This is a genomic window from Chitinivibrionia bacterium (assembly GCA_009779925.1).
In the GTDB taxonomy this organism is placed as follows: Bacteria; Fibrobacterota; Chitinivibrionia; order Chitinivibrionales; family Chitinivibrionaceae; genus WRFX01.
In genome coordinates this window covers 1-13819 of the sequence record WRAZ01000006.1, presented here as the reverse complement: position 1 = coordinate 13819, position 13819 = coordinate 1, and the positions used below count along the sequence as shown (strand labels likewise).

Below are 13819 nucleotides of genomic sequence, written 5' to 3'. Positions count from 1 at the left end.
TAGAAAAGGGGTTATAGAATTATGAGAAAATTAAAGTTTATTTGTACCGTCATTTTAGCATTCGGAATGTTTGCGGCGGTTTTGGCTCAGGCTGAGCCGATTAGAGGAAGTATTAGCGAGCGCCTCGACTCTATTGAAGCGCAGACGCGAAATATCAATGCAAAAGCGGGTATTCATTTCGGCGGGAATTTTTATTCCAGAGCGCTTATGTCAACGCTCAGCGGAAATGCTACGAAAGATGAGACCGCAAGCACTCACGAAGCATTGCTTTTTACGGGACTTGACTTGAATATTACGGCGCGTCCGATTGACATTATTTCGGGAACGGCGATAATCAGAATGCACCACGATTGGCGTAATATGTTCGGCGCAACCGCAAATCCGCTCACTCTTCGCTGGATAAGCATAGATGGAAACGCAGGGGATTTTTTCCTTTATAATGCAGGAGATTTCAGACAAAGATACACACCTCTTACTCTTTGGGTGCCTGAGCCTGAAATTATGTTTGAGCCGACGGTTTTTGCTCGTCAAAGAGAAATTACTATGGGCGAGGAATTTTTGGGCAACAACGAGAGAGTGTTGCAAGGTTTCAATTTTAACTTTGGCGCATCTATAGCGCCCGCCTTGCAGGAACTTCGCATTGGCGGTTTTGCAACACGACTTCGTGAAGCAGACAAAGAAAGACCTGCTCTTACGGGCGGCGCTCCTATACAAGTTTCGACAGCAAGAAACCTTATGGACAGATACGCAGTTGCAACAAACTTGGATTTGGTATTTGTTCCCGGAACTAATTTAGGCGGAACATTTATGCACATCGGCGACGCGAAAAAGACAGGCTTCGGCGGCGAATTGCAAGCCGCTCTTAATGCGACAAGCAATACGGTTTTCAGTGTTCGCGGCGGATTAGGCAGTGAACTTTTTGCAGGAATTGACCCTCGCGTTGCAAAATTCGGTTTGAGCGCAGAACTTGCAGGCTCAGATTACACTCAGTGGTCATCTTTTAACGACGCAGGCGCACACGTGCTTACAAGAGCGGACGGAACTCAAATGGTGATTACTAACATAGAAAGACCGACGCAAGAAAATCTATGGAATGAGCTTACCGACGCTCAAAAAGACAGACATATAGGTTCTCAATCAGCAACAGCATTTAGAGGCGGATTAGACGGAGATATTAAGTTCGGTGCAAACGGTGTTAATTTCGATTTTGGTTTTATTGCAAATCAGCGTAATTTCAGAAACGAAATGGCTCAAAGCCCTGCAATGTTTAACCGCTCTGTTCTTCACAGCGACAATCCGAATTACTTCAACACTTTTGACGCATTGTATGTAAGCGCGTTTACATATATGCCGGGTGAAGGACACGCAGGAACAAAACAGCCGATGAGAAAAGGCGCTTGGACAAGAAGCACGCTTACATCTGCAGAGCTTGAAGAAGCATTTGAAACAGAGTTGATTGAGACTTTAATAAGCGGAGCAATGCATTTCGGACAAGCAACTCCAAACAGAACAGGACTTCTTGCAAACGTCGGTTTTGACTTTTTAGACAGAGCGATTTTGGTAAGCGGTTTACTTAATATCCTTGAAGAAACAAGCGGAGAACAACAAGAAAACGTTATTGTAAAACAGCAATTCACGGAATTTGGCGGCGGTTTATCTCTTGATGTTGCTAAATTCGGTCATTGGTGGGCGCACCCCTTTATTCTTTCGGGAAGTATTAAACACACAGCTGTTGATGACTTCTTAAACATAAGAGGTGCGACAAACGATATTTCTTTTATAAACAGCGGATTGTATTGGCAGTTTTGGAGAAGAGCCGCGCTTATGGGTGGTTATCAGTTTATAAGAAGCGAGTCTTTAATTGATCCGATAGCCCCCGACGAAACACACAGAATAACCCAATCACAGTGGGCGGCAGGTTTTGAATTTATCATTGCCGAAGGCGGTGTGTTAAACGCAACTGTCGGACAAGTGAATGTAAAACACCATTCTAAAGATATTGATGACTTCTTGAGATTAACACAAAACAATTCGAGCGCACTTCGCTTTGATTTGAATTTGTCCGTGAAATTCTAAACGGGAGAATTTGTAAATGATGAAAAAACAAAAATTATCATTCTTGGCGTCAGTGCTTCTTCTTTGCGCGGTTTCTATGGTTTGTGCGCAAATCAGACCGCTTCCCGAAGTGGTCGCCGCAAGAGAAGCGCGCGAACAAAGAATGGCAGAGCAAAAGCAGGAAACAAACGAGTTTGTTTTCTTCAGAGAGAACTTCGCTTCAGGCGGATATTCGTATGTTTACGGCGGAAATACCCGTATATTTATTCCTGAAGAATCAGGGCATATCGGAGAAGTCGCCGTTGTATTTGAACTCGACCCCGCCGATTATGCAGGCGGTGCAATAGTTCTTTGGGGAACGCATTTTGACTTGACCGAAGTATTTCCGACAGGCGCGCTCGAATTTTGGATTAAGGGCGCAACAGGCGGCGAAATAGGTCGCGTGGGTCTTGCGGACGACGAAATGGTGGACGGCATTAAAACGCAAGTCGGCGTGGACTTTAACAGATACGGTGGTATTCACCCGTTTTGGACACACATGTCAATTCCTTTGTCGTCGCTCGGCAGACGCGGGCAGTTCTGGGATCCGCGCACTCAGTCGCTTGTCAATAACCCTTTCAAATGGGGCAACGTAAAAGAATTTATTATTACGACTTCCAAAGGCGCAAACAGACAGTTTAAGGTGTGGCTCGATGACATTCGCATTGTTCCCGACCGCTTCCCCGAACCCGCTAATCTTTGGGAACCGTATTGGGACGAGCGTGAAGAAATTATCGCTCCAGCTCCCACACGTCCGGGTGCAGACGTAGTAGAAACAGCTGTTCTTTGGGAAAAAGATTTCAGCGCGCCGATGAGAGGCGTTGCCTACGGCGGAAGAACTGTTTTTGCGCAGAAAAACACAACCGATACGACAGGCGCAAGCCCGCACGTTTTGGCGGTTTATCTTGACGGAAACGAATTTTCGGGCGTAACCTTTAACTGGGGACGTTCAACCGACCTTACGCAACTTCGCGACAACGGCGGCGGCTTAGGTTTTTGGGCGAAAGCAGTACCCGGAGTTACACAGCTTATCATAGGTCTTGTTGACGACAGAGGCAACAGAAGCGTTACAACTTCACAGGTCGCAAACAGCTTCGGAACGCTCGACACAAATTGGAATTACATAATGATACCGCTCCAAGAATTTGCCGACGAAGGCAGTTGGTGGGATGAAAGCATAAACAGAACGCGCCCCGGTCTGGTTGATTGGAGCCGAATTGTCGGCGTTACGGTATCGAGCAACAGATTTGTAAACCGCGTTATGCTCGACGACCCGATAAGAGTGTTCTTCTCGCGTTTTGCATACCTCGAAAATGTCCCCGGTTTTGTTGACCCGAATATTTTCTGGGATAATTTCCGCTCCAACGCTCCCGATATGATGGTAGCCGACTTTGAAACAACAAACGACCCTGCCGAGTGGATAGTGATACGCGGCGCAACTTCGCTTTTGCAAGTAAATGCAGTTCCGCAATTAGTCAGAGAACTGCGCCCAAGATTTGGACGTTGGCAAATGGCGCTTGATTGGACTTTGGACGACTGGGCGATGGCAAACTTCAAAATCGGTCGCAGAAACTTGCCTTATGTCAGCGATTGGACAAAGCATTCGGCAGTTGCATTCGACATTCATTCGGCTCTTCCAAACGGCGAAAGAATTGACGTGAAAATCGTCGATGCAGGTCGCGAAGAATGGCTTGCAACGGTTAATATAAACAACGGTTGGAACGAAGTGATTGTTCCTTTCAGAAACTTCCGTCAATCGTTTAACCAGCCCGCAGACGCTGTCTTGAACAGAGTGCTCGACCTTGAAAAAGTTATGGAATTCGGCTTCAACCCGATGGATATAATGACTTCAAGCCGAACGATTATCGACAACCTCAGAGTAACTCAAGAGCCTGCAGATAAACGGACGACAGTCAGAAGAATTACTTTCTGAGAAAATTGAAAGTTAAATAATAAAAAGGGCGGATAGAAATATTCGCTCTTTTTATTTGAAAATGATAGGTGCCCTGTCGCCAAATAGTATTTTTGTATGATTTTAAGGAGAAATAATGTTCAAAATTTCATCAAGAGCAGGCAAAGTTTTACTTGTAGAAAGAGACAGAGTTAAAGTAGATTTGTTTTCAAAAAATCTGCCGTCCGAGTGTGCCTCAAGAGGTTGCGGGGCGTGTAAAACAAATTCGCCTCAAATCGAAAAATATTATCCCAAATCTTTTTTTTATGACGGAGTTTTGGTCGGCGACCTCATAAAAGTCGAAACTCGTCTAATAGAAGACGGTTTTGCCGCGGCAATTTTATTTTTAACTCCGATTTTTTTTGCGACAATCGCGTATTACTTGGCAACTTTATACGGAATGTCCGGTGAAAGTTTAGCGGCGATTGTCTCTTCAATTTTGGGCGGAATATTTGGTTTCGCCGTTGTTGTCGTTTTCGATAAAATATTTTCTAAATTAAATCCGCCACAAATTTTTAAGGAGTAAGCAAAATGTCGTGTGATAGATTAAACGAACTTTACAATAAAATTAACGAATGCGATTTATCGTATTACGGCAAAGGAATTTCATTCATTTCGGATTTTGAGTACGACAAACTTTACAAAGAAATGCTTGATTTGGAAGAAAAATTCCCACTGTTCGTCAGCCCAAATTCACCAAGCGCAAGAGTTGGAAACGACTTAACAGGCGGATTTGTAAAAGCAGCGCATAAATACCCGATGATGAGCATAGACAATTCCTACGATGAAGACGAAGTCCGACAATGGCTGAACCGCCTCTACGAATTGTGCAAAACAGAAGAAATTTCTGTATGCGGCGAAATGAAAATTGACGGCGTTTCCTGTTCGCTCATTTACGAAGACGGCAAACTCGTACGGGCATTAACACGCGGCGACGGACAAAAAGGCGACGACATTACAGCAAACGTTCGCGCAATAAAAAGTATACCACTCGAAATAAAAGGCAACGGTAATTTTGAAATTCGCGGCGAAATGTATATGAAATTCGACGATTTTGAAGCATTGAACAGGCAGATGGAAGAAGAAGGGAAACCGCCTTTCGCAAATCCCCGAAATACCACTTCGGGAACAATGAAATCCCTTTCTCCCAAAGAAGTAGCAAAGCGCAAAATTTCTTTTTTTGCGTATTATCTGCTTGACGGCTCAGTTTTCGACACCCAAGTAGAGCATTTGCAAAAATTATCGGAATTCGGTTTTTCTGTCGTCGAACACAGCGCCGCGCTCAAAAATTACGACGAAATAATAGGTTTCATCAACGATTATCGCGAAAAACGGAAGCATTTTAATTATCCGATAGACGGAATTGTATTTAAGTTGAACGAATTAAACCTTTACGAAAAGGTCGGAAAAACCTCAAAATCGCCAAGGTGGGCTATGGCGTTTAAGTACGAAGCCGAGCAAGCGCAAACAAAAATCACAAGCATTGATTTGCAGGTCGGTCGCACAGGAGTAATTACGCCTGTCGCACGATTTGAGGCGATTGAACTTTCGGGAACGCGGGTCAGCAACGCTTCTTTGCACAATTTTGACGAAATAGAGCGGCTTGAAGTCGATGTAGGCGCGGTAGTCAAAGTAGAAAAAAGCGGTGAAATTATTCCGAAGGTAATAGAAGTCGTGCAGAAAACAGGAACAGTTTTTGCAACACCGAAAATTTGCCCTGCTTGCGCTTGCGAATTAGTGAAAATTGACGACGAAGTGGCTATTCGTTGCCTAAACCGAGATTGCCCTGCAAAAAAAGCGGCACATTTTGAGTGGTTTGTTTCCAAACACGCTATGAATATCGACGGAATGGGACCTGCGGTAATTGAGCAACTTTTAAACAAAAACTTGGTGAGCGACTTTGCGGACATATTTGCCCTTAATCAAGACAATTTCCTTAAGCTCGAAGGATTTAAGGAAAAGTTGGCGAAAAATGTGTATTCGGCAATTCAATCAGCAAAAAACGCTGGGCTTTCACGCGTACTTTCGGCGGTTGGTATTCCGCTTGTGGGCAACCAAACAGCAAAACTTATAGCGCAAAATTTCAGAAATTACGAAAATCTGCAAAACGCAAAAACAGATGACTTACTGAAAATAGATATGATAGGCGAAGAAATTGCAAAATCCGTCGTCGAATTTTTTGCAGACGAAAAAAACCGACAACTTTTCAGAAAATTAGCGGAATGCGGCGTTGTGCTTGAAGAAGAGGTTGCGCAAAATTCCGGGAAACTGAACGGAAAAACAATCGTTTTGACTGGAACGCTGAGCAAATTCACTCGCGATGAAGCGACGGCAATCCTCGAAAAGCACGGTGCAAAAGTCGCGGGAAGTGTAAGCAAAAAAACAGCACTGGTTGTTGCAGGCGAAAACGCAGGAAGCAAGCTCGACAAAGCGCAAGAACTCGGAATTGAAGTAAAAGGCGAGGAATATTTGGAGGAATTAACTGCCGAATAACCCGTAGGGGCGTATTGCATACGCCCGATTTCTGTCGGCGGTTTGGGCATGCAATACGCCCCTACATATATACAAAACAAATAAGGGCAGGTTTAAAACCTGCCCTTACGTTTTATGGGGTGAATGACGGGACTCGAACCCGCAACTACCAGAATCACAATCTGGTGCTCTAACCATTGAACTACACTCACCGTCAAATTCTATCGCTAAAATAGTTTTTCGCAAGCACCTTTGTCAAGAGGTTTATTGCAAAATCAAATTTCCCCACGTTGCAGGTGCGTGGCGCGACGCTTTTGCAGGATACGCAAATCCTGTTCCGTGCACCATAAATCCGAAACGTCTGCCCGCTTCAAACAGCATACCCAAGTCGTGCCAAGGTATAAATACGAGTTTTCCGTTTGCAATGCTGTGCACTCTCATATCGCCTTCCCAATCGCGAACTCTGTATTGAATTGCCATAGTTCTTTGCTCTATGCTTCTTTCGGGAAACAAAAACTCTAAGGTTTGTTGCTCGGCGTTGTATCTTACTATGCGATTTGCAAAAGCCAAAAATGCGGTTTTACTGTTTGCAGGGTCGAGCGACACGGTTAAATCGCCTCTCGAAGTATTAATTCCGACAAAAAGACCGTTTCTGTTGTATGCAAACCTATATATGTCGTCGGCGCCGAGCGGAAAATTATTTACGTCATCGTTAAAGAGAGAAATTGTGTCGGCGGTTTCCAAAAGCGGTGTTCTTATAAGCCCGTAAGGTCCGTAAACTCGTGTGTTGCCGCCGATTTTCTCCTGCACCCACAAAGCGCTTTGCCCAACAGTCTCTCTTCTTATTCCCGAAAACATCAATGTCCATTCAGCCTCGTTCGCTCTGCGCGATTGAGTTGAAAGCACAGTCATTCTGCCGTTTTCATCCCTATGCTGTAATTCGTAATTCACTATTTTACCCGAATCTGCATCATTTACTCCCACGCTGAATTCAAGGGTATCTCGTCTGAAAGAGGACCAAGCGTCCGGGGAATATAATTCGGCGAAACTCGTCGCCACAAACGAAAGCGCCATTGCGATAATCAAATACTTCTGCATATTTTCACTCCTTAATTTGAAAACTTTTCGCCAACAAAATAATAAATGCCAAACATTTATAGGAAGACAAAAACAAAAAACCTTGCATTTGCTCTATGAAAAATAGTATTTTGGGTCTTATGAAGCGCATAAATTTCTCAAATTATGTCAGACAACTACCTTCAAATATGGTTTTAGAATATTTGAGCGACATAGGCTCATCCAAAATTTTAACGAACGGCGTTTACGAAAAAATCACGAAAAAATTCTGCGAAGAAAATTACATCGAACAGACTTTACAAAGCGTTTCAGCGAACGAAAGAGCAGAGATTTTTCAAGTTTATATTTGCGGCGACTTTGGAAAAAAAATCTCATCGCAATCCTTAAAAACCAAAGTTTTGAAAACATTTTTGGCTTTTGAAGGCATAGACGAAAACTCCGATACCCTCTTTGGATTTCCCGACTTATCGCCGCTTATAGCCCGATATTTCGCTCAAAATTTAAGCGTTTGCGAAGAATTAAGCCGCCCTTTGTATTTTTCTTCGACGCTTTTAAGCGATTTTGCTATAATTCTGGATATGTTTCAAAACTCGGAAAGCAAAATTTGCACAGACAAAACCTACTCTCAAAGATGGACGGAATTACTGAAAGAGCGGTGCGGAATAGGAAAATTACTGACAACACACGAAGAACTAGATAAAATTTTGGATTTTGTTTTGGTTTTGTCAAAGTCATTGGGCGCAAAATTCAGCGATACCGACTCAAAACTGACACTTCTTTCAAGCGCAGAGCAATTGTTGAACAGAGCTATAGAAGAAACAAATAAAGATTTGCCGAAAATCATTGCAAATTTCTCAAAATGTATAGATTTTCAATTTTTGCGCTCGCTTGTCGGCAAAAACGAAGGACAAATAAAGCTTGATATTACGGAAATGGGCGAAATTGCCAAAACAATTGATTTTTCGCTGAAATTTTTCCATTGGTGCGGTCTTATTGAATTAGCAAGCAACGACGAAAAACAAAGCAAAAACGTACGAGTTTTCCAAATAAAAACAAGTGATTTCACATCGTTTGAAAATGGACATATTTTGCCTGATTTCAACGTTTATATTCCTATAGGCGTAAATCCTAAACACTTGAGCAAAATTTTGTATTCTACCAAAATCTGCTCGGTTGATGTCATATATCGCGGAAAAATTGACAAGCAACGACTTGAAAAAGCATTGGTAAACGGTATTGAAGAGCGTGAAATAACAGAAATTTTGCAGGAATGGAAAGTCCCGCAATCGCTTTTAACGACCATTCAGGAATGGATACATTCTTTCAACCGAGCTTTTGCGGATTTGCCTTATATTGCATTCAGAAATGATGTTGCGGCGGTCATTGCAAGCCACGAGCAACTTAAAGAAAAATTATCACCGATAGATGGATATACATTTTTCAAAGTAAAAGAGGGTGAGGAGAATTCGGTTTTTGAAACGCTCGGAAAAATCGGCTTTGACTTGCGAAAAATTGCCGAAAAAAATACCCTCCCACTCGAAGAAGACGAGGATGAAGACGACATTCCCTGCAAATTTAATAAAAACCCGCAATTTCATATAAAGCAAGAGTATATTTTAGTGTAGGGGCGTATTGCATACGCCCAATTATTTGCAACCGTTTTATCATTTACGTGTTGTTTTTACAGGGCGTATGCAATACGCCCCTACAGTTATTTACGACGTTTCTTCCTTATTGCGGCGGCAGTCGCCTCTTCCGATAAAATCATTTGTTGCAGAGTTTTGTTATCGTTCAACGCGCAAATTTCCGCTTTTTGTCTTGTTTCTTCGTTTACCGAAACCCTGTTTATTTCATAGCCCGTATAATTTTCTATATCTTTAAGCAAAGTCTCTTCTTCTTCACAGCAAAAGGAAATCGCCTCTCCCCTTTTGTCCCCGCGACCCGTGCGACCAATTCGATGGACGTAATTTTCGGCAACTTCGGGCAAGTCATAATTTATTACATTGCTGACGTTGGGAATATCAATTCCTCGCGCTGAAATATCTGTTGCTATAAGTATTTTAAAGCGATTTTCGCGAAAATCTTCGAGATTTTTCTCCCGTTCGGTTTGTGCAAGCCCGCTGTGAAAAATTGTGCAGGCAACATTGTTTTTCTCCAAGAATTTTTGTACGCGTTCCACTCTCAGTTTTGTTCGCGCAAAACAGATGATTTTTGCAGACGAATTTTCCACAATAAAGTCAAGCAGATAAAATCTTTTTTCTTCCTGTTTCACAAATAAAACGCCGTGTTTTACGTTTTTTGAAACAGGGTCTTTGGGCGAAACTTGTATTCGTATTGCGTCGCCTTTCACTTGCGAGTATGCCAATTTTTTTATTTCGTCATCGATTGTCGCCGAAAAGAACATTGTTTGATGCCGCTGTTTCAGCATTTTTTTTATATATTCCAAATCGTCATAAAAACCCAGTTTCAGCATCTTGTCCGCTTCGTCCAAAACGAAATATCGCACTGCCAAAACGTCGATTATTCCCTGCGAAATAAGGTCGAACATTCTCCCCGGAGTGGCAATCAGCACATCTATTCCTTTTTGGAGTTTTGCCGCTTGTTTCTCTTGCTCAACGCCGCCGTAAAGGGCGAAACTGACAAGGTTGGTATGCTTTGCAAGTTTTGAAAAAACGCTTCCCGTCTGCTTCGCAAGCTCCCTTGTAGGGCACATTACAATACATTTTATTCCATCGGAACGTTTGTTTTTTTTGTGTCTGTCGATAAGGTCTATCAAAGGAATTGCGAACGCCGCGGTTTTCCCGGTGCCGGTTTGCGCAACCGCCAAAACATCCTCGCCCGCCAAAATCGACGGAATACATTTGTATTGAATATCGGTTGGTTTTTTAAATCCCGAGTTTTCGAGATTTCTCTTAATTTCATCAGAGATTTTATATTCGTCGAATTTCATAATGCTCCTTAAAAACGAAGGGTTTCGGGACCGCCCCAAATTCCCAAATCGGGAAGACTTCCGTCGATTTCACGAAACACTCTGTCGCTCACCCCTGCATCGATTGCAGGCGAAAACGGCGACAAAAAGAAACGTCTGCGTACGTCGTCCGCGCTAATGCTTTCCATAATATTGTAGGAGGCGGCTCTTCTTTCGGCTCTTCTGCCCTCTTTTCTTACTGCCGCTTCGGCAAACGACCCAAGAAATATCGGCTCCATAACCATATTTCCCTTAAAATCAGTGGAATCGCCGTTTGAATTTACTCTGTCGTTTCTGCCGAACAAGGGGTCAGTCAAAGAAAAATCCCGCCCGTTATCGAAAAGCAAATTGTGCCTGAAATCAATTCGGGCGTGGCTGTCGCCCCAAAGTCCTGTCATATTATTGTTTACCAAAATGGAATTGTAGATAAGCGGATTGGAATTGTAAACTCGAATTCCCGTCAAAAAATTTTGGGAGAAAACGCTGTGCGCTATACGAGCAGTGGAACGGTCTTCTACGCGAACGCCGATATTGTTAAACGTAAAAAGAACGTTTCTGATAAGCGGCTGTCCGCCGATAACACGAATTCCGTGCGCCGCCGAAGAAATTGTCGCGTATCCGATAACCATATCCTGCGTTCTTGCCGACCTTATTACTATTCCGTACCAATGCGTAAATTGATTTCCCTCTTCAACGTTCAGCCCTCTGAAAACAATGGGACGCGTCGGTGTTCCAAGCGCGTGTAAAGCTCCAAAAACTTTTATTGACACGGTTTGCGAGTCAAGGTTGTCCAACTGCTCTATGCCTTCGGGAATTCTTATGGGACGTTCTATCAAGACTTCTACGCCAGCCTCAATTACAAGGCGCGCTTGAGGCGCTACAACAACGTCGTTGGTAAGAATATACGGACTATTTTCCGCTCTCCACCAAGTATTTGTAGTTATTACTTCCCCGTCGATAACCGTACGGGCAAAGCAAACGCTGACTACAAAAAACGTCGCTAAAACACTAATTTTTGCCATTATGGTATCCACCAATTTCCTGTTATGAGAAGCATATTCAAAAGTTGAATCGCCATAGCATATTCATTATTTGCCACGCTTACGCCGCTGATAGCATTGTAAGCACTGCTCACAAAACTTTGATTGCCGCTTGCCGCCGCTGCTGAAGCAAATGGTGCCGCAAATATCGGCGACCAAGAAGTGTATCCTGCGCAACCGGGACGAACAAAACTATCGAGCTGGCAACTAGTAGAAATAGCGGTAGTAATTACATCGCCCTCTAGCGTGTACCCTGAAGCGGTCATACCTCCTATTCCGAAATGACTTGTTATCCGAGAAAGTTGATTTTTCGCAGCAGGCGTTCCGTGGTGTAAGTAATCTTTTGCTATAAACCAAGGAGTTCTGGCAGCATTCATTGCGAACCGTCCCCAATTATGTTCGCCACTTACCAACGCTTCAAAATGAGAGGGCCAATTCTCATTTCCGGCATCATTACGGTCAGGTATTGAATCGCCTGGAAGTATCCGTCCTCCAAAATTAAAACGGTTTTCGTTGCTAACCGCTCTTGCGAGATTAACGCCTATAATAAAATCAGGCATAAGACCTGTTATCGGGTGGGACACTTGCCCTAAAAGCGCATAAACCGTATCAGCCGCCGCAAGCCAAAAACCTGCGTCATCAACTTCGGCAAACGCTCTAAAATGCGACGGTCGCCAATCCGAAGTTCTTGAAGTTGTATTAGTAGCGGTAGCAGAAGGTTGACGATTGCCCCAATCCCAGCTATGCCAGTCGCCGAGTTTGGTTCTGTGTGTAGCATTATTCAGGTGCATTGTCGATTCTCTAAGCCCTCTGATAACATTTCGAGCGTCATTCAAATACGATTGCTCCCCCCATTGCCTATAAGCCAAAAGAAGTGCATAAGCCATATCCAAGCAACCGTCGGTAGCAGCATTGCTTCTGCCTGTATTTGTGCTTAAATCTGAGGCATATACCGTCCAAGACATCAAGCGATTATCCGCAGTCGAAGGATTTGTTCTTCTTAATCTGTTAAGTCCATCAAAAATTTCTTTTTCATCGCCAAAGCCTTCCGAACCTGCCATTAACGCAAAAATAAGCATTGCATATCCGTGTGCTTCCGAAATTGTAACAGTTCCTGTCCCGCTTGTTCCTGTAGCGTTTATAAAATGCAGTATTTGACCGTTGCTTCCTTGCGCGGATCCCAAATATCTGTCTCTGTATCTGCGATACACGGCAATAACATCACTATTCATTAACTCTTGCGTTCTGTTCGGTCTTATGCCGTTTATAGAGAACAGACCTGCTTGCGGAAAAGGCTTTAACGCCGTTGTATCCGTCGGAAGTTTTGGTCTTTCAACGGGAACCAACGGATCCTCGACGCAACCGAGAAAAAACAGCGTTGCCGCTAAAAATGCCGCTAAATAGATTTTTTTCATTATGGAGCCCTCCAATTTCCTGTGATTAAAAATAAACTTAAAAGTCTAAGTGAATTGTTGTAAAAACCTCTCGTATCTCGTTCTATAAGATGGTCGTAAGTTCTGTTTAAAAATTGCTGGTTTGCAACGTCGCCAATCATTCCGGCTGTAAAAGGTCCTACAAATGCTATAGACGCTCTTCGGTCAGGATCAACGGGATTTCCGTCTAATCTGTAAATCGACCGTATGTCTTCGGGATCGCCGTTTGTAGCGCCTCTCAACCAAGCGCTTATTCGATTGATTTGCGTTTGGGCAGCAGGCGTTCCGTTATGAGCCCAATCGAGTGCAAGTCGCCAAGGCACTCGGCAAGAATTATACGAATAATTGTAATAATTGTGTTCGCCTGCAACAGCCGCTTCGTGCGTACCCGCTACTACTCTTGCGGGATTGTCTATAACAAAATCAGGCATAAGTCCCGTATTTCCGTCGGAAACTTGAGACAAAAGCGTATAAACTTCATCTGCCGCCGCCCACCAAAAATTATCGCCCGTTGCTCGGTAAAACGCTCTAAAATGTCCGGGCATCCAGTCCGATGGTCGCGAAGTTGTTCTGTCCGACAATGTCGCTTGCCCCCATCTGCCGTGCCAGTCGCCTAAATTTGTTCGATGTTGATTGCCGGGCGCTCTGTGAAAGTTCAAACTTTTTATCGAGCCGATAATATCAACAGCGTCGCTTTTATATTGCGGATCGCCCCATCGTCTATAAGCTAAAAGGAGCGCGTATGCCATATCCATATCGCCGTCGGTTGCCGAATTGCTTCTGC

Annotated in this window: 10 protein-coding genes and 1 tRNA gene; 5 read left to right on the top strand and 6 right to left on the bottom strand. The window is 43.6% G+C overall.

What is annotated here, in order from left to right; translation table 11 throughout:
• The first annotated feature begins 21 nt into the window (after positions 1 to 21).
• The 4 genes from FWE23_03430 (at position 22) to ligA (ending at position 6538) form a co-directional block, all read left to right on the top strand.
• On the top strand, positions 22 to 2076 hold the full coding sequence (locus FWE23_03430; GenBank protein MCL2844489.1) for a hypothetical protein: 2055 nt from the start codon (positions 22 to 24) through the stop codon (positions 2074 to 2076).
• A gap of 16 nt (positions 2077 to 2092) precedes the next feature.
• The gene (locus FWE23_03425; GenBank protein MCL2844488.1) at positions 2093 to 4027 is read left to right on the top strand and encodes a hypothetical protein; all 1935 of its coding nucleotides are present in this window, start codon (positions 2093 to 2095) and stop codon (positions 4025 to 4027) included.
• Between the two features lie 115 nt (positions 4028 to 4142).
• Positions 4143 to 4571, top strand: a complete 429-nt coding sequence (locus FWE23_03420; protein MCL2844487.1) for a SoxR reducing system RseC family protein — start codon at positions 4143 to 4145, stop codon at positions 4569 to 4571.
• 5 nt (positions 4572 to 4576) lie between these two features.
• Positions 4577 to 6538 (top strand): NAD-dependent DNA ligase LigA, encoded by a 1962-nt coding sequence (gene ligA / locus FWE23_03415; GenBank protein MCL2844486.1) that lies wholly within the window; start codon positions 4577 to 4579, stop codon positions 6536 to 6538.
• A 115-nt stretch (positions 6539 to 6653) separates the two neighbouring features.
• Here the strand turns inward: ligA and FWE23_03410 are convergent.
• Positions 6654 to 6729, bottom strand: a tRNA-His gene (locus tag FWE23_03410).
• Between the two features lie 52 nt (positions 6730 to 6781).
• The gene (locus FWE23_03405; GenBank protein MCL2844485.1) at positions 6782 to 7615 is read right to left on the bottom strand and encodes a hypothetical protein; all 834 of its coding nucleotides are present in this window, start codon (positions 7613 to 7615) and stop codon (positions 6782 to 6784) included.
• Positions 7616 to 7710: 95 nt separating this feature from the next.
• Here FWE23_03405 and FWE23_03400 point away from each other — a divergent pair, with 95 nt between their 5' ends.
• Positions 7711 to 9219, top strand: a complete 1509-nt coding sequence (locus tag FWE23_03400; GenBank protein MCL2844484.1) for a hypothetical protein — start codon at positions 7711 to 7713, stop codon at positions 9217 to 9219.
• Positions 9220 to 9305: 86 nt separating this feature from the next.
• Here FWE23_03400 and FWE23_03395 read toward each other — a convergent pair whose 3' ends face one another.
• From FWE23_03395 to FWE23_03380, 4 genes are all read right to left on the bottom strand, one after another.
• Positions 9306 to 10544 carry a DEAD/DEAH box helicase gene (locus FWE23_03395; protein ID MCL2844483.1) on the bottom strand — a complete coding sequence of 413 codons (1239 nt, stop codon included), beginning with the start codon at positions 10542 to 10544 and terminating at the stop codon, positions 9306 to 9308.
• Between the two features lie 8 nt (positions 10545 to 10552).
• Complete coding sequence (locus FWE23_03390) at positions 10553 to 11584, bottom strand: right-handed parallel beta-helix repeat-containing protein (GenBank protein MCL2844482.1); 1032 nt, start codon at positions 11582 to 11584, stop codon at positions 10553 to 10555.
• On the bottom strand, positions 11584 to 13017 hold the full coding sequence (locus tag FWE23_03385) for a glycosyl hydrolase family 8 (protein MCL2844481.1): 1434 nt from the start codon (positions 13015 to 13017) through the stop codon (positions 11584 to 11586). The genes FWE23_03390 and FWE23_03385 overlap by 1 nt, the downstream gene beginning before the upstream one ends.
• A partial coding sequence (locus FWE23_03380) for a glycosyl hydrolase family 8 (protein MCL2844480.1) occupies positions 13017 to 13819 on the bottom strand: 803 nt, incomplete at its 5' end. The genes FWE23_03385 and FWE23_03380, both read right to left, overlap by 1 nt.

Coding starts and splice junctions, on each gene's coding strand:
- FWE23_03425 (MCL2844488.1), top strand. CDS start 2,093: ATGATGAAAAAACAAAAATTATCATTCTTGGCGTCAGTGCTTCTTCTT.
- FWE23_03395 (MCL2844483.1), bottom strand. CDS start 10,544: ATGAAATTCGACGAATATAAAATCTCTGATGAAATTAAGAGAAATCTC.
- ligA (MCL2844486.1), top strand. CDS start 4,577: ATGTCGTGTGATAGATTAAACGAACTTTACAATAAAATTAACGAATGC.
- FWE23_03385 (MCL2844481.1), bottom strand. CDS start 13,017: ATGAAAAAAATCTATTTAGCGGCATTTTTAGCGGCAACGCTGTTTTTT.
- FWE23_03430 (MCL2844489.1), top strand. CDS start 22: ATGAGAAAATTAAAGTTTATTTGTACCGTCATTTTAGCATTCGGAATG.
- FWE23_03420 (MCL2844487.1), top strand. CDS start 4,143: ATGTTCAAAATTTCATCAAGAGCAGGCAAAGTTTTACTTGTAGAAAGA.
- FWE23_03390 (MCL2844482.1), bottom strand. CDS start 11,584: ATGGCAAAAATTAGTGTTTTAGCGACGTTTTTTGTAGTCAGCGTTTGC.
- FWE23_03405 (MCL2844485.1), bottom strand. CDS start 7,615: ATGCAGAAGTATTTGATTATCGCAATGGCGCTTTCGTTTGTGGCGACG.
- FWE23_03400 (MCL2844484.1), top strand. CDS start 7,711: ATGAAAAATAGTATTTTGGGTCTTATGAAGCGCATAAATTTCTCAAAT.